Below are 25,599 nucleotides of genomic sequence, written 5' to 3' on the forward strand. Positions count from 1 at the left end.
ATAATGTAATCAATCATAATAATCCCTATCATGATTGTCAAGACATAATAAAAAGTCTTTTTAAAATGATTTCATAATGACGTTACAAGGTTTTGGTTATATGATAGAGTTAGCAATAAATGAGAGGTGATGTTAATGAGACCATTTCTTCCCTTTTTGGCTGTTATTTTAATACTTTCTTCCTTTGCACTGCCTGAGGGCACTGTAAATGCGGAAACAAAGTCAGCAACGGTAGCCTCTGACAATGTAAATCTGCGTCAGGGACCCGGGCTGAGCTTTCCTACTGTAGCAACCGGAAGCAGCGGGGAGACTTATGAAGTTTTGGACGAGGAATATGGATGGCTGAAATTAAAGCTGTCTAATGGAGAGGAAGGCTGGATTGCTGAATGGCTGACGATTCGGGATACACCGCCTCAAGCAGAACAGCAAGCCTCAGAAAAACGAACGGTCACCACTGACCAGCTTCGCATCCGATCCGGACCAGGCACCGATGAAGCCGTACTGGGTGTTTTAAGCAGCGGTGACTCTGTAACCGTACATACTGATTCAAGCGGCTGGCTGGAAGTCACAGCAGCTGACGGCACGAAAGGCTGGGTGAACGGAGAATTTATTTCCAGCTCAGGCCAATCTAACCAGGACTCTTCTGACACGAGCAATTCTTCTATTCAATCATCCCAGGGGACTATTTTAGTCGACAGATTAAATGTCCGAAACGATTTTTCTTCAGAAGGCTCTGTGATTGGCTCTCTTAACCAGGGTGATCGCGTAAACATCATTGAGGAACAGTATGGCTGGCTTAATGTTGAAGGCAACGGTTTAAATGGCTGGGTAAGCTCAACCTACGTACAATACCAGGCCCAGGAATCAGCAGATGCTGATCAGAGACCGGTACAAGCAAGTACACTTGAAGATACATCTATCGTTGTGGTGGTGGACTCATTAACTGTACGAAACGGACCAGCGCACTCAGGTGAATCGATTTCAGCTGTAAGCCTTGGGGAATCATTTACCATTCAGGAGGTTTCTGGAGACTGGTATAAAATTGAGCTGGATTCAGGCAGCACCGGCTGGATAGCCAGCTGGTTTACAGAGCCAGGAAGTGGTAATACAGCAGAGGGGTCATCAACAAATGGAACTACCGTAACTGTTCTATACAACGGCTCGAATGTTCGTTCGGCCCCTTCGGTTGATTCTGAGGTAGTATCAAGAATTAATTCGGGGGAACAATACGAAACTGTTTCCCAAACAGGAGATTGGTATGAAATAAAATTGGATAATGGCGCAAGCGGCTTTATTGCCAATTGGATCGTATCTGCCGATGGTGAAGCAGCCCAACCAATCGAAGCAGATGAAGAAGCTGTAGATCAGGAAGAAACGGCAGAAGAACCGGAAGCATCACAGGATATCATGTCTATATCAGATGCTACCATTTTAATTGATGCCGGTCACGGCGGAAGAGATGGCGGAGCAATCGGCGCAAGCGGCTCTCTTGAAAAATCGCTTACTCTTCGAACAGCAGAAATGCTTTACCACAAGCTTTCAAGCACTGGTGCGAACGTTATCATGACAAGGCAGGACGATCGCTACATCGATCTTCATTCCCGTGTCGCACTTTCCCAGCAGCACCAGGCAGATGTTTTTGTTTCGATTCATTATGATTCGATTGATGATCGAAGCGTCAGAGGGTTTACAACCTATTATTATGGCGCAATGGATGAGGCACTTGCAGATTCAGTACATTCCGGTCTGCAAGACCAGATGTCTCTCCGCAGCCGGGGCACTCAATTTGGAAATTACCTCGTTTTGAGAAATAATTCAATTCCCGCAATCCTGCTTGAGCTCGGCTATATCAGCAACCCGGCAGAAGAAGCTGCAATCAATTCCGATCACTTCAGGGACATGGCAGCTACTGGTATTTATAATGGTTTAGTAGATTATTTTGAACAGTAAAAAACTCGGCTTTGGCCGAGTTTTTTTGTTGTCTATTATCTTAAGGAGTCTCTACAATTAAGGTTACAGGGCCATCATTGATAAGGGAAACATCCATCATTGCCCCAAATACTCCTTTTTCCACCTGGATGCCTTTTTCCTCAAACAATTCATTAAGCCGATTATATAAAGGTTCTGCTTTCTCAGGTCTGGCAGCATTCATAAAGTTTGGTCTTCTGCCCTTTTTTGTTTCCCCGTAGAGTGTAAATTGGGAGATTGAAAGAATTTGTCCATTTTGATCGAGAAGGGAATGGTTCATTTTCCCTTCTCCATCTTCAAAAATCCTCAGGTTGGCAATTTTATCTGCAGCGTAGCGCGCGGCCAGCTCGTCATCTTCATGTGTAATACCAACGAGTAAAACCAACCCTTTATCAATTTTCCCCTTTATTTCACCATCAACCTTTACAAATGCTTCTTTGCTTCGCTGAACCACTACTTTCAAAACGCTTCCTCCAGTCGTTAATTCACTACACGTTGGACGGAGTAAATATCTGATATTTGCTTTATGCGGTCTACAACGCGTTGAAGATGGTTAACGTTTTGAATCATGATTGACATATTGATCGTAGCCATCTTATTCCGGTCGGTTCTTCCGCTGACAGCAGAAATATTCGTTTTAGTTTCATTTACAGCCTGGAGAACTTCATTTAGCAGGCCTCTGCGGTCATAACCGGAAATTTCGATATCAACGTTGTATTCCTTTTTATCCTGAGGCGTGCCCTCCCACTCTACCGGAATGAGACGGGCATTTGAATCGTCCTGTATATTTGGACAGTCGGTACGGTGGACTGATACACCTCTGCCTCTTGTGATGAAGCCGATAATATCATCACCCGGCACCGGACTGCAGCATTTGGACAACCGGACAAGAAGATTGTCAATTCCCTTTACCGTTACGCCGGCTTCCCCTTTTTTCCGCGGGGCAGGAGGCTTAATATCAGCCATTGCTTTTTCCAGTGTATCTTCTTCATCCCGGAGCTTTCTTAGCTTATCGGTTAAACGGTTTGCTATTTGAACACCGGTAATCCCGCCATAGCCGACTGCAGAGTACATGTCCTCCACATTGGTAAAGTTGAATTTTTCAGAAACTCTTTTAATATTTTCATCCGTTAAAACATCCTTAGGATCAAAATCAAGCGAACGGATTTCGCGCTCAACAATCTCCCGTCCTTTTTCCATGTTTTCATCTCGGCGCTGCTTTTTAAAGAAAGCCTTGATTTTATGTTTGGCCTGGGAGGTTTGAGCGAGCTTGAGCCAATCCTGGCTTGGTCCGTAGGAATGCTTGGAGGTCATAATTTCAATAATGTCTCCTGTTTTTAATGTTGAATCGAGCGGAACCATTTTTCCATTTACTTTCGCACCAATTGTTTTATTCCCGATCTCTGAATGCACCCGATAGGCAAAGTCAATTGGAACTGATCCAGCCGGAAGCTCCATTACATCTCCTTTTGGTGTGAAAACATAAACCATATCAGAGAATAGATCAAATTTAAGTGCATCCATAAACTCTTCTGCATCTGAAGAATCCTGCTGGAATTCAAGGATTTCTCTAAACCAGGTTAATTTTTTCTCAACAGATGCTTTATTATCTTCATTGATCAGTGTACCTTCTTTATACGCCCAATGGGCTGCCACACCAAACTCAGCAATCCGGTGCATATCGGAGGTCCGGATTTGTACTTCTAAAGGATCCCCCTTCGGCCCGATTACTGTCGTATGAAGAGACTGATACATATTTGGCTTCGGCATGGCGATATAATCCTTAAAACGGCCAGGCATAGGCTTCCAGCATGTGTGAATGATTCCCAGCACCGCATAGCAGTCTTTAATACTGCCTACGATTACTCTGACAGCTAACAGGTCGTATATTTCATTAAATTGCTTGTTTTGCATGGCCATTTTTTTATAAATTGAATAGATATGCTTTGGACGCCCATAGATATCTGCATCAATTTTCACGTCGGTTACCTGATCTTTAATTTCTTTAATGACCTTCTCAACATACTCTTCCCGTTCATTTCTTTTCTTCTTCATTAAGTTAACGATCCGATAGTACTGCTGAGGGTTTAGGTAACGTAAAGCTGTATCCTCAAGCTCCCACTTAATGGTGGATATCCCTAAGCGATGGGCAAGCGGAGCAAAAATTTCAAGCGTTTCATTTGAAGTTCTGATCTGTTTTTCTACCGGCATATGCTTAAGTGTTCTCATATTGTGCAAACGGTCGGCAAGCTTTATAAGAATCACTCGAATGTCCTGCGCCATGGCAATAAACATTTTCCGATGATTCTCAGCCTGCTGTTCCTCTTTTGACTTATATTTAATTTTCCCAAGCTTTGTAACTCCGTCTACGAGCATTGCAACTTCTTCATTGAACTGCTCGGCTAAATCCTTATAGGAAAAGTCCGTGTCTTCCACCACATCATGCAAGAAGCCAGCAGCGACGGTTGACGGATCCATTTGAAGATTCGCCAAAATACCGGCCACCTGAATAGGATGGATGATATAAGGCTCACCGGATTTACGAAACTGTTCCTTGTGGGCATCAGCTGCAAAAGCATATGCTTTTTTAACTAAATCCACCTGGCTGCTGCTCATGTATGCTGCTGTAATCACGAACACTTCTTCCGCGGTAAGCACTCGATCGTTCGCCATACGTTATATCACCTTTATCGTTTGAATAGATTTTTGTGTATTGTTTCTATTATTAAAAAAAAATGTTCGCATGTAAAGCTATTATGACTATTTTCATATTTTACTGAGAGAAAAGCGCCTAATTTCGACATATCCCGTATATAAAAAGAGCCCCGAGTGTGGGACTCCTGATTATTTATTAGTATTGCATTAATGTAAGCATATCATATCCTTCTAATTTGTCACGCCCATCAAGGTACGTAAGCTCAATCAGGAAGGCAATTCCCGCTACAACCCCGCCAAGTTCTTCAACAAGCTTAATCGTTGCTTCGATTGTACCGCCTGTTGCCAGAAGGTCATCTGTAATGAGTACACGCTGTCCCGGCTTAATCGCATCCCGGTGAATCGTTAATACGTCTTTTCCATACTCAAGCCCGTAATCCACCTTAACGGTTTCTCTCGGAAGCTTTCCTTCTTTTCGGACAGGAGCAAAGCCTATTCCAAGTGCATAGGAAACAGGGCACCCGATAATAAAACCTCTTGCTTCAGGCCCGACGATGATATCAATATCTTTATCTTTTGCATACTCAACAATCTGATCAGTTGCATAACGATAAGCGTCGCCATTATCCATAAGTGTCGTGATATCTTTAAATCGGATTCCTTTTTTAGGCCAATCTTCCACGATCGTTACATACTGCTTTAAATCCATACTTTTTCTTCCTCCTCGAGTCTCTTCGTCAGGTCAATATGCTGCTCAAACCATTGCTTAAGCTGCTGAAATGACGAATATAACAGCTCCTGCTCCAGCTTAACCATTCGTTCCTTTGACTGGTAGGCAGGTGAATGGGACAAATCACGTTTTTGAACAGAATTGTTCACTGTAATTATTCCGTCTTTCATTGTAACAAATTCCAGTTCAAAAAACACCTTTGTCATAAAATTAATCGTGTCTTTTGTCCAGCCCTTATGGTTTGCAAGTGCTTCTCCATTTTTTTGAAGGTCAAACTGCTGGCGCTTTTTCAGGAATGCATAATACCATGCAAAATTATCTCTCGGCGGCATTCCACTGAAGAACTGGGGGTTTTCCTGATAAAAGTGAACATATATTCTGGTAGGCACACCATTTCGAATAAGAGACAATAAAATCTCCTCTTCTTTTGGCAGATCCAAAAGAACAAGATGCTTATAATCAATGGAGCAGGACTCTGCATGCCGGGCATTCCCTATCAGACAAATGGCATCTTCCTCTATAAGCCCTTTAAACACTTCAACGGTACTTTGCTCAAAGGCAATAAATTGAGGTTTGGGCGGAAGAATAGAAAGCCATCTTTTTGGCTGTGAAATTCCTCTGACATCAAATAGCTGCCAATCATTGACCTTTATATCCTTTACAAACAACTGTGCCTTTTTCGTATTATTCCATTCGTTAATGGACAGCTCCCCAATAACATCCACCTTAGCGAGCGGAGAAACGTGATCAGCAATTTCACCAAGACCGAATGCGATTCCATCAAGTGTATGCTGTCCATTTTGAAGAGTCATTTTTAAATGATTTTGGTTGGCTCCAATTTTTCTGATGGATGCGACTGAAGACTGTTCAATTAACACCTTTGGCTTAGGGTTTTTCATTCCAAAAGGAGCCAGCAGCTGAACCTGCGAAATAGCCTCCAGATCCACATCCATAAGCGCAGTAAGGGTATCTACATTTGTAATCGGAACAAAATCCTCTTCTGTCAGTTTTTCTGCCTGTCTATTCAGTCTGCTTCTAAGCTCAGCAACGTCCTCTGAGAGCAGTGTCATTCCGGCTGCCATCGGATGGCCGCCAAAGTGAGGAAGGATATCACGATTTTGTGACAATTCCTCAAACATATTAAAGCCCTGTATACTTCTTGCAGAGCCTTTTGATTTCCCGGTGGCCGGATCCTTGCAAAGCATAATGACGGGCCGGTAGAAGCGGTCTACCAATCTCGAGGCAACAATGCCTACTACACCAGGATTCCACCCTTCTTTTTCAATAACGAGAATGCGGTTATGATCGAGCGGATACTTGGTTTCCACCTGTTCAATGGCTTCTTTTGTAATATCGCTTACGATCGTCTGGCGCTCTTTATTAATCGCATCAATTTCTGCTGCGAGAGCCCGGGCTTCCTCTGAATCCTCTGTCATCAGCAGGTGAACGGCAGGATCTGCATCAGAAAGTCTTCCCACAGCGTTTAACCGCGGGCCGATCACAAAACCAACCGATTCTTCATCAAGCTCAGCAACGTTCGAGCCGGCTTCTTTACAAAGGGCATGGATGCCGGTTCTTTTCGTCTGCCTTAATGCTTTGAGCCCCTTTTTAACGATTAGCCGATTCTCTCCTTTCAAAGGAACTAAATCCGCAATAGTGCCAATTGCAGCCAGATCAAGAAGATGCTCAGGAGGTTTTCCGAGCAGGGCATGTGCTACTTTAAAGGCGACTCCTACCCCTGCGAGCTCCTTAAAAGGATAATCGCCTTTCGGATGGTTCGGGTGAATAATAGCCAGTGCATCAGGAAGCTCAGGTCCTGGTTCATGATGATCAGTAATAATTAAATCAACACTAAGCTCCTTTAATAGAGCAGCCTCATTTATCCCGGATATACCGTTATCTACAGTGATAATTAAGCCAGTTCCCTGCTCTGCAGCAAACCTGAATGCTTCTTCATTTGGACCGTAACCTTCTGTAAAACGATTGGGTATGTAAAATTCAACATTAGCCCCAAGCTCCTGTAAAGCTGTGAGCATAACGGAGGTACTCGTTACGCCGTCTGCGTCATAGTCTCCGTATACCATAATTAATTCCTCAGAAGCGATTGCTTCTTTAATTCGTTCCGTTGCTTTATCCATACCTTTTAGCAGAAAAGGGTCATGAAAAGGCTGGTTTTCTATATACAAAAAAGCTTTTGCATCCTCGACATCGACCATTCCCCGCTGAACAAGCAATCGGGCAACAACCTCAGGGATAGTTAAAGCATCAATTAAGTTTTGAACATAATCCTCATTAATAGGCTGGATCTTCCAGCGTGTTTTTGACTGTAACATACTCTCACCTCTTTAGCGTTTTTCATTATACAGCAGAGGAGGCAGGGATTCAATGAAACTAGGTAACTGTTAATCTCAAAAAGAGGATGAGACAAATGTGTCTCATCCTCTTTTGCCCGGTTTAAATTTATCGTTATGTTCCGGGCTCTTTTAATTTAATTATTCAGGAGAAGAGTCCCCTATTGAGTCCGGTGCTGTTTTCCGGTATTCAGTTCGTGTAGGCAGCGGATCATTTCCTCGGGCTTCTGCCCGTTCAAGCTTTTCCTTTAAACTGGCGTTTTCCTGTTCAGCATGTTTAATTTTTCTTTGAAGAACAAACAGGCGGAAAAAGCCGACTGAACCAATGATCAGGCCGCCCATTAAAACGGATCCTAAAATAACAAGAATCAGCGGCAGTTCTGTCTCTGCAAATGCAAAATTTACAATAACCGGATCAACGTTAATAACCGCAAATATAGCAACAATAAGAGCAAAAATAATTCCTAAGAGCAATGTCCATTGAAATTTCAATCCCGTTCCTCCTCTCCCTGCAGCCAATGTATAAAATCAGCTAACCTATAAAACTAAATTACCCTTATTCTTAAAAAGATAATCCTTACTCGGTGCAGACACAATAAAACCCTGCCAACGAAAGCAGGGTTTTATGTTTAGGAGAGTTACACGACAGGTTCGTCGCTCCACTCCTTTTTCTCTTTATACGTGACAATTGATCCCTTTTTCTTAAGTTCGCGCTTTTTCAATACATACCATAGCTGGGCTGCAATGAAAATAGAGGAATACGTTCCTGCGATTAAGCCAATTAATAGGGCAATGGAGAAATTTAAAATAGATGATGCACCAAAAAGAATCATGGCAACAACAACGAATACCACTGTAAGAACTGTATTTACAGATCTGCCGAGTGTCTGGCGCAGAGATTGATTAACCACTTTTGCCAGCTGCTCTTTTGTTTCAATCAGCTTTTGCTTGCGCAGATTTTCCCTTATACGATCAAATGTAACAATCGTATCATTTATTGAATACCCGATGATGGTCAGCACCGCTGCAATGAAGGTGATGTCAACCTCAAGGCGAAGCAGACTGAACACTGCAATAATAAAGAAGGCATCGTGAACCAGGGCAACTACTGAAGCAAGTGCCATATATAGCTCAAAGCGTATGGAGACATACAGAATAATGCCAAGTGACGCAATCGCTAATGCATACAGTGCATTTTTGGCCAGCTCTTCTCCAATAATCGGATCTACTGTCGATACATTTGGCTCCGACCCATACTTGTCTGTGAAATAGCTGTTGATTTCAGCGATTTTTTCCGGTCCAAGAGGTTCAGTAAATCTTGCTACACCGACCTCCTGATTTTCACCGGAGATGGTAATATTGCTAGCTTCTAAATCAAGTGCAGCCAGGTCCTCTTGAATTACTTCCTCTGTAAGGGAAGTGTCTGTCATAACATCCATTCTCGTACCGGCGGTAAAATCAATCCCTAAATTTAAGCGGAATATGGCAAGAACAGCCATTCCGGCTACGATAAGAGCAGCAGATAAGATGAAGAATTTTCTTCTGTTTGAGACAAAGTCGAACCGGTCAAATTTTGTTGGCAGATCTACCGAATCCACATCATCTTTGTACTCATGAATTTCGGATTTCTTCACGCCAAACCAGCCCTTGCGCTTATCTAGAAATCCGCTTTTGACCCATAGGCTCATAAATAAGCGCGTTCCAAATACAGCCGTTATAAAACTGACAACTATACTGATTAAAAGCATTGTGGCAAACCCTTTTACTGAGCTTGTTCCGAAGTAAAAGAGCACAATGCCGGCCAAAAGAGTTGTGACATTTGCATCAAAGATCGTCCAAAGAGATGACCGGCTTCCCGCTTCATATGCATCTCTTACTGGCTTGCCAATCTTTAATTCCTCTTTAATCCGCTCATAGGTAATTATGTTGGCATCAATCGCCATCCCCACTCCAAGAATTAATGCTGCAATACCTGGAAGTGTCAGCACACCGTTTAACCAGTCAAAAATCAGAAGAATAAGGTAGATGTAAACAGATAGTGTAACAACCCCAATAACTCCCGGGAATCGATAAAAGGCAATGATAAATAGGAAGATTAATGAAATCCCGATAAGTCCGGCAACAATTGTCTGATCCATCGCCATTAATCCAAATGAAGCCCCTACGGAAGTAGAATAGATCTCTTCCAATTCAACAGGAAGTGCGCCTGCATTAAGAAGGTCGGCAAGCGTCTGCGCTTCCTCAATGGTAAAACCGCCTTCAATAATTGGTGTATTCGTGGTTAAAACCTCAGATACAGCTGGAGCCGAGATAAATTTAGGTTCTTCCTTTCCAACTTCTTCAGCGTAAGAATCCCCTTCTTCATAATCCAGCCAAATGACAAGACGATTATTCGGCTGCCCCATTTCAAGTACCTGCCTGGTTACTTCGCCAAATTGCTGACCGCTTCTCAGCTCCAGTTGAACGATTGGGCGATTATTAGAGTCGAAGGTTTGTGAAGACCCCCCTTCCACTAAATCAGCACCACTGAGCAGTTCATTATCATTCACGTCCCGGAATGACAGCTGGGCTTCAGTGGAAAGAATTTCACGAGCCTGATTTTGATCCTCTACACCTGCCAGCTGAACACGAATCCGGTCTCCATTTTCAACCTGGATTACCGGTTCAGATACGCCCAGCACATTAACCCTGCGGTCAAGAGCCTGGGCAGTATCTGATACTACCGCGGGGGTAATTTCCTGGCCTTCCTGTGCAGGTTTCACCTGATAAAGAACCTCAAAGCCGCCCTGCAGGTCCAGTCCAAGCTTAATATTTCCTAAAATAGTTTGGGTTGTCATCCCCATTGCGCCACCGATTAAAATAAGCAGTAATAAAAAGGTGACGATTCGACTGCGCTTTACCATTATGTATAAATCCTCCTTGAGTTCAACTGCACAACGAATGATTTCTTAGAATAATCTTAAAATTAATTTCAACAGGCTAATACTAGTAGAAATATCCGTATATTAGCAATAAATTTATTATGAATCAGTTGAGTAGGAGTGTCAATCACCCGGCAGCTCTATGATCCTTTTACTCAGATTTGTCCTTCTTTTCTCCTTCTTGCCCATGCAGCAGCGATTGAAGCTCATCTTCATTAAATTTCCGGCTCGAAGCAGCTGACTTATACTCCATTCTCGTCGTAAAGTTCATAAAATCTCCAGATTTAAGGGTCAGGATATCGTTAACAACCAAATATAGCGGAAGATCCCCTTCTATCTCTTTCCATTTTTTGTTAACAAGATAATTCCAGATTGATTCAGCATTGACCGAATCATATCCATATAGATGAAGCTCCTGGATTTTACTGTCAAGCGCAGGATCTAGAAGATGCGCTACTTCCTGAAGCGGTGTGCTTTTATCCATAATTCTCCCCCTTAAAATCGTCCATTTCAATATTTCCGTCATAGGCTGTCCCATAACGAGCATATGGTTAATTGTACCGAAAAAAGTTCTCTTTGAGAAGGTGGAGTGCCAATTGTCTACATTTATACGCGGAACACTCATCCTAATTTTTGCAGCTATGCTTACAAAAGTATTAGGTTTCGTCCATCGAATGGTGCTCGCACGAATGGTCGGCGAGGAAGGTGTCGGTCTGTATATGATGACATTTCCTACCCTTATGCTTGTTATTACCATAACACAGCTGGGTCTGCCAATCGCTATTGCTAAGTATGTATCGGAATCAACTGCAAAAAAAGAAGAGCAGGTTGTTCATAGAATATTAACCGTTTCGTTGCTGATAACAGGTACCCTGGCGCTTATTTTCACTCCAGTGATGTTTGTGCTTGCCCCATATCTGACGGAAACGCTTTTTGCAGACAATCGGACATACTGGCCGTTTATCGCCATTTTGCCGATTATTCCTATCGCAGCTTTTTCGGCTGTTCTTAGAGGCTACTTCCAGGGAAAACAGCAAATGGGAGTTACAGCTGCCGGCTCCATCATTGAGCAGATTGTAAGGCTCGCTTTACTGTATGTATTCGTAGGAATGCTCCTTCCGATGGGTATTGAATATGCAGCTGCCGGTGCAATGCTTGCATCAATTGGAGGCGAGCTCCTTTCCCTGGGTTATTTATATTTTCATTTCGTTTATTCAAGAAGGGGCATCAAGAAGGCATTAAAAATACAAAATTCATATCCGGAACGGGGAGTGATTGCAAAACAGCTTTTAAGTATTGCCCTGCCATCAACAGGGAGCCGCATGATTGGTTCAATTGCCTGGTTTTTGGAGCCGATTGTTGTAATGAAGTGTTTAGTTATTGCCGGCTTCACTGCTGCGGTGGCTACACAGGAATATGGCGTGCTGACAGGCTTTGTGCTGCCGCTTTTACTTTTACCATCATTTATTACCGTATCACTCAGCACAGCTCTTGTCCCTGCGATAAGTGAAGCGAAGGCAAGAAACCAAACCATTTCAGTGGAGCACCGTATTCAGCAGGCCTTAAGAATCTCACTCGTTACAGGCGGATTGTTTTCCATTCTTTTGCTCACTCACGGCAGTTATTTGCTTGAAGCCCTTTATCATTCCACCCGCGGTGAGCATATTCTTCACTTTATGGCGGTTTTATTTATTTTTTATTATTACCAGGGACCGCTTCACGCTGTATTGCAGGCATACGAGGCAGCAGGTGCAGCAATGATTAACAGCCTCATCGGGGCGGTGGTAAAACTGATTGTTATGGGCGCTTTAATGCTTCAGCCCGGTATGGGAATAAACGGCGCTGCCATTGGAATTATGGTGGGACTGGTGATGGTAACACTTCTTCATTTTCTGACGATGCTAAAGCTGGTGCCTATTAAGGTGCCTTACAGCCAGTATGGAATTGTTTTACTATTAATGACCGGCATGTATGTACTTGAGACAAAGCTCTTTCCAACCCTGCTCCCCTCTTACCTGCTTCATCCGCTGGTCACTATGCTTATTTTAATTGTGTGCTATATCTTCTTTGGAAGAGCTTTTAATGTCATTAAGCAGGAGGATTGGTCCTTCTTTTCTTTCTGGCGAAAATCGTAATGAGCGTCACTTGCCGCTAATGTACCATTGCCCATTCTCATAGGAACAAAATAATATTTTTTCAAGACTGCTGTACCCTTCTCTCTCCATTTCTGCACGCAGCCAGGGTTCATCTTTGTGAAGCTTTTTTAGGTGATCATACTGGATTTGCCCGTCCATAATAAGTGGAAGCGATAGTTTTCCTTCTTCTCTTCCTTTTTTCAAAACCGTCAGCATGCCTGATGGCTCAAGAATGGCAAATTCAACATCGTTCATATCAAATATATCTTTGTCTCTTAGCTGCTGCATTAAGTCATCAATGTTATAACGGTTTCTCCTCATTTCATTTTTCATAAGCCTTCCGTGCCGTACAAGCACAGAGGGAGTTCCATCTATTAAGTCGCGGAAGGTCTTATTTTTGAGGGAAAACCAAGATAGCATAACCTGAAGCACCATTAACAGAACCATTGGGAAAACGGCCTTCAGCATATCAACATAAGGGTCCTCGATAGCTAAAACAGCGACTTCTCCAATCATCATAAAAACAATTAGATCAAGCAGGCTGAGCTCGCCGACTTCTCTTTTACCCATTAAGCGGAAAATTAAAATGATTAATCCATAAAGTACAATAGTTCTAAATGTGATTAAAATATACTCCTCAATCATGTTTATCTTCCTTTCAATGGGTTGTCCTGCTTAGTATGACCGGCTTACCGTTTGCTACACAAAAAGATTTTAGGGAGGATTTATATGCTTCAAATCGGGAAAGGGATTACGTATGGCGTCGTTGTTATCGCATTGTCAGTGCTTTTCATATCCATTATTGTTGCTGCGCTGCTTGCTCTTACTCCGGTAAAAGAACTTGATATGACGAAATGGCTAAATGGCAGTATGTTCGCTGTTGTACTTACAGGAGCTATAGTTGGAGGAGCGGTTTCAAAGAAAAAAGGACTGCTGGTTGGGGCATTTATTGGATTGATTATGACTGCACTGTCATTCTTATTGACTACTCAGGGAGCAATATGGACTTCATCACTGATCCAAACCTCCCTGACCCTCTTCATCTCGATCGTCGGAGGAATTGCAGGGGTGAATTTATTTGGAGGAGCCAGGGAACAGTCTTAGAGTATGAAAAAAGCTGAAGGGGGAAAATCCCCTCCAGCTTTTTGGCGTATTCTTACATAGTTTGTCTGTCAACCACTTCACGCACTGCGTTGCGGTCATATGTTAGTCGGCTGCCATCTCCGCATTTCAAGATAACCTGACCTTCGTCGATAGCATCAATAATGCCATGAAGGCCACCGATGGTTACAACTTTGTCGCCTTTTGCAAGACTGTTTTGCATTTCAACCACCTTTTTTTGACGCTTTTGCTGCGGACGAATCAAAAATAAGTACATTAACGCAAACATCAAAATTAGGGGTAATAACGTAACTAATGTTTCCATATTGCTTAAACTCCTCCTTCCTGCCGTTCAATCTATTAAAAGTTTTTTGCATTCGGCTGATTAAAGCCATATTGTTCAAAAAACTCTTCCCGGAAATCTCCCAGACGATCTTCTTTGATCGCTTGACGTACCTGTCCCATTAAGTTTATCAGAAAATGCAGGTTATGATAAGTAGTAAGTCGAATTCCGAACGTTTCTTCACATTTAATTAAATGACGGATATACGCACGGCTGTAGTTTTTACAAACATGGCATTCACAATTCGGATCAAGCGGTCCAAAATCACGGGCATATTTAGCATTTTTAACCACCAGACGGCCTTCACTGGTCATCAGTGTTCCATTGCGTGCAATCCGTGTAGGAAGAACACAATCAAACATGTCAATCCCTCGTATTGCTCCGTCAATTAGTGAATCAGGAGAACCAACGCCCATTAAATAGCGCGGCTTGTCAGCCGGAAGCCATGGAGTTGTAAACTCAAGCACTCGATTCATAACATCCTTCGGTTCGCCTACTGATAATCCTCCAACTGCATAACCGGGAAAATCAAGCGATACAAGATCCTTTGCACTCTGTTTTCTAAGAGCTTCATACTCTCCGCCCTGAACAATTCCAAAAAGCCCCTGATCAGAAGGACGCTCATGAGCTGCGATACAGCGCTCTGCCCATCTCGAGGTTCTTTCAACGGAATCCCTCATGTACTTTTCTTCTGCCGGATAAGGCGGGCACTCATCAAAGGCCATCATAATATCTGATCCGAGTGCATTTTGAATTTCCATTGCTTTTTCAGGGCTTAAAAACAACTTATCTCCATTTATATGATTTTTAAAATGTACACCTTCTTCTTTAATATCCCTGAATTTACTGAGGGAAAAAACCTGGAAGCCTCCGGAATCGGTCAAAATAGGCTTATCCCAATTCATAAATTTGTGAAGCCCGCCAGCTTCCTTAATGATGTCATGCCCCGGACGCAGCCATAAGTGGTACGTATTGCTTAAGATAATCCCTGCATTGAGCTCCATAAGATCCTCAGGAGACATGGTTTTAACTGTAGCCATTGTTCCTACCGGCATAAACGCAGGTGTTTCAAACGAGCCATGCGGAGTATGAACAATCCCCAGGCGCGCCCCTGTTTGTTTGCATGTTTTTATATGTTCATAGCGTATAGCGCTCACGTAGTTGTTCTCCCTTCTATTTGATCAGCATTGCGTCGCCAAAGCTGAAGAACCGGTATTTTTCCTTGACCGCTTCTTCGTAGGCAGCAAGAGTGGCTTCCCTTCCGGCCATTGCACTGACGAGCATGATTAATGTTGACTTCGGCAAATGGAAATTCGTTATCAGTGCATCTACTGCGCGGAACGTATAGCCGGGATAGATGAAAATGCTGGTCCATCCGCTGGCTTCCTTAAAAAGACCCTTTTCATCCGCAATGGTTTCCAGCGTTCTTGTTGAGGTAGTGCCTACAGTGATGATTTTTCCACCATTTTGACGAACTTCATTTAACAGATCTGCTGTTTTCGCCGTGAGCTGATAAAATTCACTGTGCATATCATGATCCTCAATGGAATCGACAGAAACCGGTCTGAACGTGCCAAGTCCGACATGCAGGGTTAGAAACGCAATTTTCACTCCCTTTTTACGCAGTTCATTAAGAAGCTCCTCAGTGAAATGCAGCCCTGCAGTAGGCGCAGCTGCTGACCCTCGCTCCCTTGCAAAAACCGTTTGATAGCGGTCGCGATCCTCAAGCTTTTCCTTAATATACGGCGGGAGAGGCATATCGCCAAGCTGGTCAAGCAGCTCATAGAATATCCCATCATAGGAGAACTCCATAATTCTTGAACCCTGGTCACCAGAATCAATGCAGGTTGCTTTTAACGCTCCATTGCCAAATACGAGCACAGTGCCCGGCTTCAGCCTTTTTGCCGGCTTTGCAAGTGTTTCCCATCTGTCTCCCTCCAGCTGCTTTAACAGGAGGAGTTCGACAGCTGCACCGGTGCCCTCTTTTTCCCCAATTAATCTGGCTGGAAGCACCTTTGTATCATTTAATACCAGGCAGTCACCAGGACTTAGATACGAAACAATCTTTTTAAAGCCTTCATGGGTAATGTCGCCGGTTTTTTTATTCATTACCATAAGACGGCTTGACGTACGATCTTCCAGTGGAACCTGTGCAATCAGTTCCTCCGGCAAATGAAAATCAAAATCTTTAATATCCACTTTATTTACTCCTAACTTTAACGAAAACGACCGATGAAAAATAATATCCCTGTTAAGATGAGACTAATCACAATGGATGTGACAATTGGAAAGTAGACGGTCATATTTTCACGTTTTATTACGATGTCGCCAGGCAGCCTGCCAAGCTTTATAAATTGCATGATAAACCCCGCGACCAGAAGAACGGCCCCGATCAGCATGATGGTTTTTGGAAGGCTCATTTTGGCACCTCAAGCTTAAAGTGCCGGTAAACATTTTCTGTTACAATTCTGCCTCTCGGTGTCCGCTGCAAAAAGCCGATCTGCAGTAAATACGGCTCGTATACGTCCTCAATACTGGTTGATTCTTCCCCAATGCTTGCAGCGATCGTATCCAATCCCACAGGGCCGCCTTTAAACCGTTCGATGATTGCCATAAGCAGCTTGTGGTCGATGTGGTCAAGCCCGAGTCTGTCTACCTGTAATAGCTCAAGTGACTGTTGGGCAATGGGATAGGTGATTGCTCCTTGTGCGCGGACCTGCGCGTAATCACGTACCCGTTTTAATAAACGGTTGGCGATTCGCGGAGTTCCGCGCGAGCGTCTTGCGATTTCAAGAGCTCCCTGGTCATCGATTGCTGTATCAAAAATATCTGCAGTACGCCGGACAATAGTAACTAAATCTCGCTCTTCATAGTACTCCAGTCTGCAGAGCACGCCAAAACGGTCTCTTAAAGGTGCTGATATAGCGCCGGCACGTGTTGTGGCGCCCACCAGCGTAAAAGGAGGCAGATCCAGCCGGACGGATCTCGCACTCGGACCTGTTCCAATCACAATATCCAGACAAAAATCTTCCATTGCCGGATATAAAACTTCTTCGATCGCTCTTGGGAGCCGGTGAATTTCATCGATAAACAAAACATCCCCAGGCTCTAGAGCGGATAAAATTGCCGCAAGGTCCCCAGGACGCTCAATCGCCGGTCCTGCTGTCGTGCGCAGATTGACGCCCATTTCATTGGCAATAACAGCTGCAAGTGTCGTTTTGCCAAGACCCGGCGGACCATAGAGAAGAACATGATCAAGGGTTTCCTGTCTGTTTCTAGCAGCTTCAATAAAGATCTCAAGGTTGTTTTTTACCTGATTCTGACCGATATAGGTTTTAAGGAGTCTGGGTCTAAGACTTTGTTCAAAAGACTGCTCCTCTGTATTTTCCGCTTCTCCCGATACAATGCGCTCTTCCATCCGATCCCCTCCTTTTCACCTTCATCAGGAAAGCTTGAGCATAAGCCGCAATCCCTTTTTTATATACTCATCTGTAGTTAACGCTTCCTTACGTAAAGCAGGCTCCACTTTTTTAACTTCCCTCTCGGAATACCCAAGGGCTTTTAAAGCAAGTATTGCCTCCTCTAGCTCTTTTTTATCAGAAGCTAGGCTGCTTTTAGGATCCGTAAATAAGTTTGGAAAATAGTCCGGCACTACATCCTGAAGCTTGCCTTTAAGGTCAAGAATCATTTGTCTTGCGGTTTTTTTCCCAACCCCAGGGAACTTTGTCAGGAAAGTATCATTCTCATTTTCAATCGCTTCAATTACCTGTTCAGGTGCTCCAGAAGCTAAAATCGCCAGTGCACCCTTTGGGCCGATTCCTGACACATTTAAAAGCTTCATAAATAAAAGCTTTTCTTCCATGCTGGGAAAACCAAATAGCGTTAGCTGATCTTCACGGACATGCTGATACGTGTATATCTGTGCGGTTTGCCCCTGTTTTTGAGACATGACAAAAGGATTTGGCATAAAAAGCTGATAGCCAATTCCCTGATGGTCTACTACAATATATTCAGTCGAAATAAGGGCAATTTCCCCTTTTATGTATTCATACATGTGAACTCTTCCTTTCAGGTCCATTCTCCATTGTACCATATATTATCGCTTTATTGCCTTCAATATAGTACAGAATTCAAAACAAAACATTTGTTCTTATTTTACCAGAAAGACAAACATTTAAAAAGACAAAAAAACAACCGGCGCTTTACCCGGTTGTTATGGCGATACCTTGCTATATCCACTTAATACATTTAATGGCGATACTTCCTCTGCCCTCAGACGAAAAACGACTTCCTCCTGAGACATATTAACGAGCTGCCATGCATGGTACTTAGCCCAAAAATCCTCCATTGCCTCTACATGCTCCACAATCTCCTCAACGCTTTTATCTCCATCCTCATAAATAACTTCGAGTGTAACGGTAATTTCTTGAGGACTTCCCGCGTATGCTTGCGGTGAAATAGCCATAGATAACAGCAGACACATCAGTACAGCCAAAGCCTTAACAGTTCTGTCCATCATGCTCACCCTCCTTTAAAGTAGTGTGTGGAGTAATTCAAGCATTATACCTTTGTTTTAAGACATCTTTGTCATAAGCGGTATCAGGCTTGCCATATTATCATGCTCCCATTCCTCATCCAGGCCATCTCGCATACCGGTATCAATACCCTGCGCAACCCAGTAGGCAGCTTTATCCTGAGAAACATAAATCTCATATTGACCACCGGCCTCATTGTTTACCGTGTTGAATACTTCTTCCATTAAATCCTTACCTGCTGAATGGGTAACTGCTGCAGCAATTACATTTTCATGTATAATTACTTTTACATTGTCTACATCATTTATCGCAGCAATTAATTCTGCAAGGTGATCAGCAAATTCCCCCTGGTGCATTTCATCACGCATATTTGAACCGCTGTCCATTAAGCCATCCAGCGAAGCGATATCCTTACCGTTTTGCTGGTCGTAACGATCATTTTCTCTTGATAAAATTGGCGGCTCCTGGTGCGGATCAGCGCCTTTATAAGAATGATTGCACCCGGCTGTTATTGCCGCAAGCAGAACTAATAATAGTGTTTTTTTCATTTAAACCCCTCCGCATCTTAAGACTAGCTTTTGTCAGCAGAAGGTGATTCATTCGAGTTGGTAAGCTTAAATAATTTCCTGCTTTTCCATTACCGACTTTTCAACTGCGGCTGCAGCATTTTGTTATACACTTACTAATATTAAACCGGTTTTTTTCATAAAGAAAAAGAAGACGGTCTCCCGCCTCCTTTTCCTTTTATTACTCCTCAAATTCATTATAAAATCGCGGCATTGGCTGCATCGTTCCAGTATTCATCCCATTCATCATACCCTGCATTTGATCCATTGGCATCATTCCGTTCATCATACCCTGCATCTGATCCGTCGGCATCATTCCATTCATCATGCCCTGCATCTGATCCATCGGCATCATTCCATTCATCATGCCCTGAGGCTGCCCCATATGAGGCCATCCCTGCATTTGGTCCATTGGCATCATTCCTGGCTGCCCCCCTTGTGCATTAGGATTCCAGCCCATTCCTTGATGAAAGCCTCCAGGCATTTGGGCGCCTGCAACCGGCTGACCATATGGCTGCGGCATCATGTGCGGCGGATGATGAGGATGGCCTCCCCCACAACCGCAAGGCTTCTGATGGTGGGTTTCTGCTCCTGCTATATGGTGTGGATGCCAAGGCGCGTATTCTTCATGATGAGGATGCGGCATCATCTGCATTCCCTGTACTTGAGGACCTTGAGGCATTAGCGGACCCCCATGCTGCATGTGGGGATGCTGCATCATTTGAGCTCCTTGTACCTGAGGGTGCATCATTCCGTGGTGATGCTGTATAGGAAAATTAAATCCATCCCCAGGCATAACCGGCGTAACCGGATGACATGGTTCATTCATCATTTCTGGTAAAACTCCTTCCGTTGGACACGGTACAGCAGGCATTGCCGGTGCTGCTTCCATTTTCACTTCTTTTTTAACTTCTTTTTTGACTTCTTTCTTTACCTCTTTTACTTTTTCCTTTACTGGATGAGAGGGCGCCTTTGGCATTTCCGGAACCGCAAAATGCGGCATCTGGATTGGTGCTGGCTGCTGTGGCTGAGATTGAAGCAGCTGCAGATTATACGTTTGATGGATATCAATTTCCGGCTGCATCATGATCGGTTTCTGCTGAGGAATCGGCACCGGCTGATACTGCATTTTCGGTGCCTGTGGCTTGTGATCTTGATATGGATGCTGAATAACAGATTCCTTAACAGAGGTTTCTTTCACGATTACTTCTTTTGCTGCTTTGGTATGGGATGGTACTTTAATCTTCATCCCAGGCATAATCATATCAGGATTAGAAAGCTGAGTATTTGCAGCTTTGAGCTCTTCAAAAGACACATTATACTTTTTAGCGATGTTCCATAATGTATCCCCTTTTTGAACAACGTGGATCTTCACTTTTTTCCCTCCTCCATAAATCGTTCTTTATATCCTATGATTAATGCGGATATTTGCCACTTTTTTAATGCCGTTCCTTAAAGAAAGCTGTTACTGTGTTACAATTATCCCTAAAGATTAATCGAAAGAGGTTGAAAGAAAATGCCAAGGGATCAAAAAGTAAGCGGTGAGACCCGAAGACAAACCATACTTGAGAATCTAAAGGTGTCTGCAAGTCCAATTACGGGCAATGAGCTCGCTGCCAAAATGAAAGTAAGCAGGCAAGTGATTGTCAGCGACATTACTTTACTAAAAGCAAAGCAGGAGCCCATCCTCGCAACGAGCCAGGGGTATTTGTACATGCCTTCCAACCCTCCGGTAAAAGCAGTACGGACGATTGTTTGCCGCCATAAACCTGAACAGTCTGAAGAGGAAATGAGAATAATTGTAGAGGCAGGTGCATCTATTAAAAATGTTTCCATCGAACATCCTGTTTATGGAGATCTGACGGCTTCCATGATGATTTTCACAACTGATGATGTTACTCAGTTCATTAGTAAAATTAAGTCGACAGATGCTTCTTTTCTCTCTGAATTGACGGGCGGTGTTCATCTGCATGAAATAGAAGCAGACTCTGAATCAATCCTTCAGCAGGTAGAAGAAAAGCTTTTTAAGGCACGCATACTCGTCAAGGATTAATTATTTCATTCAAAAAAATAAAAAAAAATGGCCCATCAATCAGCAAGCCGATTGATGGGCCATTTTCAATTCTATTACTTTTGTACAATTGAATATTTTTTATAGCTGCCTAAAACCTTCACCGTGCATCCAAGCGCTTCAAGCTCGTCAATGGCGCCTTTTATCAGAACTCCCTCAAAAGACTGTTCAACGTCTATAATAAAGAAATAATTGCCGAGCCCCGTTTTTAGCGGACGGGATTCAATTTTACTTAAATTCAATTGACGCCATGAAAAGGCTGACAGAACCTGGTGAAGATTTCCCGGACGGTCGTCTGACGGAAGCGTGACCATCAGGGTCGTTTTTTCAGCCTCTGATTCTAACCTTAGCTCATCTAAAATCGGGTTTCTTGATAAAACCACAAAACGGGTATGATTAAAGTGGTAGTCATGTATATTATGTTCTACGATCTTTAAGCCATATGTATGTGCTGCAAGTGAATTGCCGATTGCTGCACTATTTTCTTCCGGATGCTCACTTACATATTTTGCAGCTGCAGCAGTAGAGGTGGACGTTTCAAGCGCTCTACCTCTGAACCGGTAATACAAATATTTATGGCACTGGGCAATCGCGTGGGAATGAGATAAAATCCTGCCGACATCTTCCCATCTCGATTCATTTTCAGGGTGTACCATTAAGTGCTGCTGTATTGGAGAGACTAATTCTGCTGTTATATGCACATCGGCATCATGATAAAGATAATCCACTGTAATAGGCACCGATCCCTCCAGTGCATTTTCAAGCGGCACCACTGCCCGGTCTATTTGGGCTGTGATTAATCCTTCAAGGCAATCAGGAATAGTTGTGTAGGGGACATGTTCCTCATCGCTGAACGCGCCCTTTACCGCATGATGAGTAAATGATGCTTCAGGACCTAAATAACCAATTTTCATATTCTAACCTCACTTTGCAACTGCTTCTTAAGCACCAGATCCGAGTACTTCTACTTTTTCTACAAACTCTAACCGCTTAAGCCTTGAAAGCATCTCATCAAGGCTGACCGCCATGTCAGTGACATTAAGAGAAAGTGTTACATTTGCCCGTCCCTGTAAGGGAATGGTTTGGTGGATCGTTAAAATGTTACAGCGGCAGGAAGCCACAACGCCTAGGAGCTCAGATAAGGTGCCCGAACGATCTTCTAAATGGAAAAACAATGTAATAATCTGTTCTTTTACTACAGTATGAAAAGGAAAAACGGTATCACGGTATTTGTAGAAAGCACTTCGGCTTAAATCAACCTGTCTAACTGCCTCCCACACGGATTCGGCTTTTCCCCGCTCAATTAATTCTTTTGCATCAAGCGTTTTTTTCATCGCTTCCGGAAGAACATCCTCCCTTACTAGATAAAACCTTTCATCAAGAGCTTTTTTTGTCACCTTGTTCACTCCTATGCGCTTGTGTCAATTGATTAATCCACAAAGTCAAACTCAAACTCTACAATCTTCACCGTATCCCCATTCTCTGCACCCCGGTCACGAAGTGCATCATCAATTCCCATCGCACGCAGCTGACGGGCGAAGCGGCGGATTGATTCTTCACGGCTGAAATCTGTCATCTTAAACAGACGTTCAATCGAATCTCCGGTAATAACAAAGCTGCCATCAGGGTCACGGGTGATTTTAAATTCTTCCTGTACCCCTTCATGCTTGTAAAGAACCCGGTTAATCGTTTCATCCGCTTCTGCTTCCTGCAGCGGGAACTCAGGTGTTTGTTCAATAAGATCAGCTACTGTGTATACAAGATCCTTCAGACCTTGTCTAGAGATAGCGGATATTGGAAAAACCTTTACATCCTGACCAATTTTTTCTTTAAATGCCTTCAGGTTTTCTTCTGCATCAGGCATGTCCATTTTATTTGCTACTACAACCTGAGGCCGCTCTGTCAATCTGAGGTTGTATTCCTTCAGCTCATTATTAATTGTTATATAATCCTCGTAAGGGGCGCGTCCTTCAATTGCTGACATATCAACTACGTGTACAATGACCCGCGTACGTTCAATATGGCGTAAAAATTGATGACCAAGACCTACTCCAGCGTGAGCGCCTTCAATAAGTCCGGGAAGGTCAGCCATAACAAAGCTTCTTCCGTCTTCTGACTCTACCATACCAAGGTTAGGAGCAATGGTCGTAAAGTGATACTCAGCGATTTTTGGCTTTGCAGCTGAGACAACAGAAAGCAGCGTAGATTTTCCGACACTTGGAAATCCGACAAGCCCCACGTCTGCCAAGAGCTTAAGCTCCATTACAACGTCCCGCTCCTGCCCTGGCTCACCTTTTTCTGAAAGCTCAGGAGCCGGATTGGCTGGTGTAGCAAAACGGGAATTCCCCCGGCCCCCCCGGCCGCCTTTTGCAATAGTAGCGCGCTGTCCATGCTCAGTCAGGTCTGCAATTACTTCTCCGGTTTTTTCATCCTTAACGACTGTGCCAGGCGGAACTTTAACTACCATATTCTGCGCACCGCGGCCATGCTGGTTTTTTGACATTCCGTTTTCACCCTTAGGGGCTTTAAAATGTCTTTGGTAGCGGAAATCCATTAAGGTACGAAGTCCTTCTTCTACCTCAAATATGACACTCGCTCCCTGACCGCCGTCACCTCCTGCAGGACCTCCCTTAGGAACATACTTCTCGCGGCGGAAAGCAACCATTCCATCGCCTCCGTCTCCGCCTTTCACATAAATCTTAACCTGATCAACAAACATTGGTGATCCTCCTTCTATTCTCTATCCATCTTGCTTTGAAACAGCCCAGTTAAAGGCAGTTTCTACAATAAAAGAGCTATCTGAACATTGTTTCCAGTACAAAACCGGTCCATCGGCATCTACTATTAATTCAGAGGGGGAGCAAGAAAGCGTACCGCCCTCGTATTCAAGGGCAATTCGAAAATTGCAATGCTCTTCTTCTATCCGAAATATTAAATATAACTCATTTTCAGCATTAGCCGGTACCGATTGTTCAATCTTATCCACGGCAGACGTCAGCCACCTAAATAAAGGAAAGTCCAATTCACCGGGAATTCTTCCTTCATTAAGAAATTCAAATTTTAACGCAAGCCGTTTTGAGCTGCCCCAATTGTATGTAAGCAGCCATTCGCTGAGCCGTGGTGTGCCAAGCGAAGAAAGCTGAGCCTCCTGCCGCGCTTCGATGATAATCTCATCAATTATTTCCTTCGCTCGGTCAATATTTGCTAATTCTAGATTTCCTTTAATCACCTGTAGCCGGTTCAGCCAGTCGTGACGGCTATGCTGAAGCAATTCAAGTGATCTGGTCACATCCTTCATCAGCATCCTCCTACTATCACTTTTATCTTGTACTTTAGTATACCAAAACCTGCACTTTACATCTAAAAAAGTTCTCATTTTTCACGATCTGCTTTTCGCCTGCTGTTAGAAGAGGCGATAAGCCCTCTTCTTACAGCTTCTTCTAACAGCAGGATCCAACTAAAGGTTAAAGGCTTAAGCAGCAAGAGGAAAAATGGAAGTAAAGTGGGCGAAAAAGAAGTATCTCTTTAAAAAAAAGAAAACTCCAACCGAAAACGGCCAGAGTTTCTCATACCTTACGCTTCCTGTGCAACAGGATAGACGCTGACTTTTTTCTTATCACGACCAACGCGCTCATAACGAACTACGCCGTCTGCTTTAGCGAATAGAGTATCATCTCCACCGCGGCCAACATTGGTTCCAGGATAAATCTTAGTTCCACGCTGACGATAAAGGATTGATCCGCCTGTTACGAACTGGCCATCCGCACGCTTAGCGCCAAGGCGCTTAGAGATTGAATCACGACCGTTCTTAGTAGAACCTACTCCTTTTTTCGAAGCGAAAAATTGAAGATCTAATCTTAGCATTTTATTCCACCTCCCACTTATTTGAAGGTTATTTTAATGTATTGTCCATACTCTTGTTCAATCGTCTGCAACGAAACAATCATACCCTGAAGCAACAGTTGTACCCGCTGATCATCAGCAGGATCAATGTCTCTGGGCAAATCGACACGTAAAAAACCGCCATTGGATGACTGATCGATTAATGGCTCCACAGCAGTAAGCGCAAAAACAGCATTTACAGCTCCGAAGGAAACAGCCGAAGCTCCGGCGCAAACCAGATCTTTCCCAGCTTCATCATAATCGGCATGTCCATCCATTTGAAAAGCCTTAATACGCTCGTCAGCATCCTGTTCTATGATCACATGTATCATATCATCCAA

Annotated in this window: 27 protein-coding genes; 4 read left to right on the forward strand and 23 right to left on the reverse strand. The window is 43.5% G+C overall.

The window, feature by feature from the left end:
* Positions 1-135: 135 nt before the first annotated feature.
* Entirely contained in the window at positions 136-1,950 is a 1,815-nt protein-coding gene (locus C4B60_RS05480; protein WP_167578583.1) for an N-acetylmuramoyl-L-alanine amidase family protein, read from the forward strand.
* A gap of 40 nt (positions 1,951-1,990) precedes the next feature.
* On the opposite strand, the gene dtd is transcribed toward C4B60_RS05480, so the two are convergent.
* The 7 genes from dtd to C4B60_RS05515 all read right to left on the reverse strand — a co-directional run bounded on the left by dtd (position 1,991) and on the right by C4B60_RS05515 (position 11,109).
* Positions 1,991-2,431, reverse strand: coding sequence for a D-aminoacyl-tRNA deacylase (gene dtd, locus C4B60_RS05485; protein WP_104057004.1), 441 nt, complete (start codon positions 2,429-2,431; stop codon positions 1,991-1,993).
* A 17-nt stretch (positions 2,432-2,448) separates the two neighbouring features.
* The gene (locus C4B60_RS05490) at positions 2,449-4,641 is read right to left on the reverse strand and encodes a RelA/SpoT family protein (protein WP_104057005.1); all 2,193 of its coding nucleotides are present in this window, start codon (positions 4,639-4,641) and stop codon (positions 2,449-2,451) included.
* Positions 4,642-4,819: 178 nt separating this feature from the next.
* The gene (locus tag C4B60_RS05495) at positions 4,820-5,332 is read right to left on the reverse strand and encodes an adenine phosphoribosyltransferase (protein WP_104057006.1); all 513 of its coding nucleotides are present in this window, start codon (positions 5,330-5,332) and stop codon (positions 4,820-4,822) included.
* Complete coding sequence (gene recJ, locus C4B60_RS05500; protein WP_104057007.1) at positions 5,323-7,686, reverse strand: single-stranded-DNA-specific exonuclease RecJ; 2,364 nt, start codon at positions 7,684-7,686, stop codon at positions 5,323-5,325. The genes C4B60_RS05495 and recJ overlap by 10 nt, the downstream gene beginning before the upstream one ends.
* Before the next feature lie 159 nt (positions 7,687-7,845).
* Complete coding sequence (locus tag C4B60_RS05505) at positions 7,846-8,196, reverse strand: LapA family protein (RefSeq protein ID WP_104057008.1); 351 nt, start codon at positions 8,194-8,196, stop codon at positions 7,846-7,848.
* Positions 8,197-8,342: 146 nt separating this feature from the next.
* Positions 8,343-10,607 (reverse strand): protein translocase subunit SecDF, encoded by a 2,265-nt coding sequence (gene secDF, locus C4B60_RS05510; RefSeq protein WP_104057009.1) that lies wholly within the window; start codon positions 10,605-10,607, stop codon positions 8,343-8,345.
* A gap of 169 nt (positions 10,608-10,776) precedes the next feature.
* The gene (locus tag C4B60_RS05515; RefSeq protein WP_167578584.1) at positions 10,777-11,109 is read right to left on the reverse strand and encodes a post-transcriptional regulator; all 333 of its coding nucleotides are present in this window, start codon (positions 11,107-11,109) and stop codon (positions 10,777-10,779) included.
* 112 nt (positions 11,110-11,221) lie between these two features.
* Here C4B60_RS05515 and spoVB point away from each other — a divergent pair, with 112 nt between their 5' ends.
* Positions 11,222-12,760, forward strand: coding sequence for a stage V sporulation protein B (gene spoVB / locus C4B60_RS05520; RefSeq protein WP_104057268.1), 1,539 nt, complete (start codon positions 11,222-11,224; stop codon positions 12,758-12,760).
* 6 nt (positions 12,761-12,766) lie between these two features.
* On the opposite strand, the gene C4B60_RS05525 is transcribed toward spoVB, so the two are convergent.
* Positions 12,767-13,402 carry a DUF421 domain-containing protein gene (locus tag C4B60_RS05525; RefSeq protein WP_104057269.1) on the reverse strand — a complete coding sequence of 212 codons (636 nt, stop codon included), beginning with the start codon at positions 13,400-13,402 and terminating at the stop codon, positions 12,767-12,769.
* A gap of 87 nt (positions 13,403-13,489) precedes the next feature.
* Here C4B60_RS05525 and C4B60_RS05530 point away from each other — a divergent pair, with 87 nt between their 5' ends.
* Entirely contained in the window at positions 13,490-13,864 is a 375-nt protein-coding gene (locus C4B60_RS05530; protein WP_104057011.1) for a TIGR04086 family membrane protein, read from the forward strand.
* Between the two features lie 52 nt (positions 13,865-13,916).
* On the opposite strand, the gene yajC is transcribed toward C4B60_RS05530, so the two are convergent.
* The 9 genes from yajC to safA form a co-directional block, all read right to left on the reverse strand.
* The gene (gene yajC / locus C4B60_RS05535; protein WP_104057012.1) at positions 13,917-14,186 is read right to left on the reverse strand and encodes a preprotein translocase subunit YajC; all 270 of its coding nucleotides are present in this window, start codon (positions 14,184-14,186) and stop codon (positions 13,917-13,919) included.
* A 35-nt stretch (positions 14,187-14,221) separates the two neighbouring features.
* The gene (gene tgt / locus C4B60_RS05540) at positions 14,222-15,361 is read right to left on the reverse strand and encodes a tRNA guanosine(34) transglycosylase Tgt (protein WP_104057013.1); all 1,140 of its coding nucleotides are present in this window, start codon (positions 15,359-15,361) and stop codon (positions 14,222-14,224) included.
* A gap of 16 nt (positions 15,362-15,377) precedes the next feature.
* A complete protein-coding gene (gene queA / locus C4B60_RS05545; protein WP_104057014.1) occupies positions 15,378-16,403 on the reverse strand; it encodes a tRNA preQ1(34) S-adenosylmethionine ribosyltransferase-isomerase QueA in 1,026 nt (341 codons plus the stop codon).
* Positions 16,404-16,420: 17 nt separating this feature from the next.
* A complete protein-coding gene (locus C4B60_RS05550; protein ID WP_104057015.1) occupies positions 16,421-16,624 on the reverse strand; it encodes a DUF2905 domain-containing protein in 204 nt (67 codons plus the stop codon).
* The gene (gene ruvB, locus C4B60_RS05555) at positions 16,621-17,622 is read right to left on the reverse strand and encodes a Holliday junction branch migration DNA helicase RuvB (RefSeq protein ID WP_104057016.1); all 1,002 of its coding nucleotides are present in this window, start codon (positions 17,620-17,622) and stop codon (positions 16,621-16,623) included. Before ruvB ends, C4B60_RS05550 begins: the two co-directional genes overlap by 4 nt.
* A gap of 24 nt (positions 17,623-17,646) precedes the next feature.
* Positions 17,647-18,258, reverse strand: a complete 612-nt coding sequence (ruvA, locus tag C4B60_RS05560; RefSeq protein WP_104057017.1) for a Holliday junction branch migration protein RuvA — start codon at positions 18,256-18,258, stop codon at positions 17,647-17,649.
* A gap of 159 nt (positions 18,259-18,417) precedes the next feature.
* Positions 18,418-18,720, reverse strand: a complete 303-nt coding sequence (locus C4B60_RS05565; protein WP_167578585.1) for a BofC N-terminal domain-containing protein — start codon at positions 18,718-18,720, stop codon at positions 18,418-18,420.
* A 57-nt stretch (positions 18,721-18,777) separates the two neighbouring features.
* On the reverse strand, positions 18,778-19,287 hold the full coding sequence (locus C4B60_RS05570) for a YhcN/YlaJ family sporulation lipoprotein (protein ID WP_104057019.1): 510 nt from the start codon (positions 19,285-19,287) through the stop codon (positions 18,778-18,780).
* A gap of 199 nt (positions 19,288-19,486) precedes the next feature.
* Complete coding sequence (gene safA, locus C4B60_RS21245) at positions 19,487-20,680, reverse strand: SafA/ExsA family spore coat assembly protein (protein ID WP_135122097.1); 1,194 nt, start codon at positions 20,678-20,680, stop codon at positions 19,487-19,489.
* A 141-nt stretch (positions 20,681-20,821) separates the two neighbouring features.
* On the opposite strand from safA, the gene C4B60_RS05580 reads away from it, so the two are divergent.
* Positions 20,822-21,358 (forward strand): transcription repressor NadR, encoded by a 537-nt coding sequence (locus C4B60_RS05580; protein WP_104057020.1) that lies wholly within the window; start codon positions 20,822-20,824, stop codon positions 21,356-21,358.
* 74 nt (positions 21,359-21,432) lie between these two features.
* Here the strand turns inward: C4B60_RS05580 and pheA are convergent, their stop codons facing one another.
* The 6 genes from pheA to C4B60_RS05610 all read right to left on the reverse strand — a co-directional run bounded on the left by pheA (position 21,433) and on the right by C4B60_RS05610 (position 25,590).
* Positions 21,433-22,290: a prephenate dehydratase gene (gene pheA / locus C4B60_RS05585; RefSeq protein WP_104057021.1), complete on the reverse strand. Its 858-nt coding sequence runs from the start codon at positions 22,288-22,290 to the stop codon at positions 21,433-21,435.
* Positions 22,291-22,317: 27 nt separating this feature from the next.
* Complete coding sequence (locus C4B60_RS05590) at positions 22,318-22,773, reverse strand: ACT domain-containing protein (protein ID WP_104057022.1); 456 nt, start codon at positions 22,771-22,773, stop codon at positions 22,318-22,320.
* A gap of 32 nt (positions 22,774-22,805) precedes the next feature.
* A complete protein-coding gene (gene obgE / locus C4B60_RS05595) occupies positions 22,806-24,095 on the reverse strand; it encodes a GTPase ObgE (RefSeq protein ID WP_104057023.1) in 1,290 nt (429 codons plus the stop codon).
* Positions 24,096-24,116: 21 nt separating this feature from the next.
* Positions 24,117-24,674 (reverse strand): Spo0B domain-containing protein, encoded by a 558-nt coding sequence (locus C4B60_RS05600; protein ID WP_167578586.1) that lies wholly within the window; start codon positions 24,672-24,674, stop codon positions 24,117-24,119.
* Positions 24,675-24,949: 275 nt separating this feature from the next.
* The gene (rpmA, locus tag C4B60_RS05605; protein WP_104057025.1) at positions 24,950-25,240 is read right to left on the reverse strand and encodes a 50S ribosomal protein L27; all 291 of its coding nucleotides are present in this window, start codon (positions 25,238-25,240) and stop codon (positions 24,950-24,952) included.
* 17 nt (positions 25,241-25,257) lie between these two features.
* Positions 25,258-25,590, reverse strand: a complete 333-nt coding sequence (locus C4B60_RS05610) for a ribosomal-processing cysteine protease Prp (protein ID WP_104057026.1) — start codon at positions 25,588-25,590, stop codon at positions 25,258-25,260.
* Positions 25,591-25,599: the final 9 nt, after the last annotated feature.

The sequence above is a fragment of the Jeotgalibacillus proteolyticus genome (assembly GCF_002926065.1).
GTDB classification, from domain to species: Bacteria; Bacillota; Bacilli; order Bacillales; family Jeotgalibacillaceae; genus Jeotgalibacillus; species Jeotgalibacillus proteolyticus.

Bases quoted from the DNA above. Each gene is read 5' to 3' on its own strand.
- C4B60_RS05495 (WP_104057006.1), bottom strand. From the start codon at position 5,332: ATGGATTTAAAGCAGTATGTAACGATCGTGGAAGATTGGCCTAAAAAA.
- C4B60_RS05490 (WP_104057005.1), bottom strand. From the start codon at position 4,641: ATGGCGAACGATCGAGTGCTTACCGCGGAAGAAGTGTTCGTGATTACA.
- C4B60_RS05600 (WP_167578586.1), bottom strand. From the start codon at position 24,674: ATGAAGGATGTGACCAGATCACTTGAATTGCTTCAGCATAGCCGTCAC.
- recJ (WP_104057007.1), bottom strand. From the start codon at position 7,686: ATGTTACAGTCAAAAACACGCTGGAAGATCCAGCCTATTAATGAGGAT.
- pheA (WP_104057021.1), bottom strand. From the start codon at position 22,290: ATGAAAATTGGTTATTTAGGTCCTGAAGCATCATTTACTCATCATGCG.
- C4B60_RS05610 (WP_104057026.1), bottom strand. From the start codon at position 25,590: ATGATACATGTGATCATAGAACAGGATGCTGACGAGCGTATTAAGGCT.
- obgE (WP_104057023.1), bottom strand. From the start codon at position 24,095: ATGTTTGTTGATCAGGTTAAGATTTATGTGAAAGGCGGAGACGGAGGC.
- C4B60_RS05580 (WP_104057020.1), top strand. From the start codon at position 20,822: ATGCCAAGGGATCAAAAAGTAAGCGGTGAGACCCGAAGACAAACCATA.
- C4B60_RS05530 (WP_104057011.1), top strand. From the start codon at position 13,490: ATGCTTCAAATCGGGAAAGGGATTACGTATGGCGTCGTTGTTATCGCA.
- C4B60_RS05550 (WP_104057015.1), bottom strand. From the start codon at position 16,624: ATGAGCCTTCCAAAAACCATCATGCTGATCGGGGCCGTTCTTCTGGTC.
- C4B60_RS05515 (WP_167578584.1), bottom strand. From the start codon at position 11,109: ATGGATAAAAGCACACCGCTTCAGGAAGTAGCGCATCTTCTAGATCCT.
- ruvA (WP_104057017.1), bottom strand. From the start codon at position 18,258: ATGTATGAATACATAAAAGGGGAAATTGCCCTTATTTCGACTGAATAT.
- C4B60_RS05480 (WP_167578583.1), top strand. From the start codon at position 136: ATGAGACCATTTCTTCCCTTTTTGGCTGTTATTTTAATACTTTCTTCC.
- ruvB (WP_104057016.1), bottom strand. From the start codon at position 17,622: ATGGAAGAGCGCATTGTATCGGGAGAAGCGGAAAATACAGAGGAGCAG.
- secDF (WP_104057009.1), bottom strand. From the start codon at position 10,607: ATGGTAAAGCGCAGTCGAATCGTCACCTTTTTATTACTGCTTATTTTA.
- C4B60_RS05570 (WP_104057019.1), bottom strand. From the start codon at position 19,287: ATGAAAAAAACACTATTATTAGTTCTGCTTGCGGCAATAACAGCCGGG.
- C4B60_RS05565 (WP_167578585.1), bottom strand. From the start codon at position 18,720: ATGGACAGAACTGTTAAGGCTTTGGCTGTACTGATGTGTCTGCTGTTA.
- yajC (WP_104057012.1), bottom strand. From the start codon at position 14,186: ATGGAAACATTAGTTACGTTATTACCCCTAATTTTGATGTTTGCGTTA.
- rpmA (WP_104057025.1), bottom strand. From the start codon at position 25,240: ATGCTAAGATTAGATCTTCAATTTTTCGCTTCGAAAAAAGGAGTAGGT.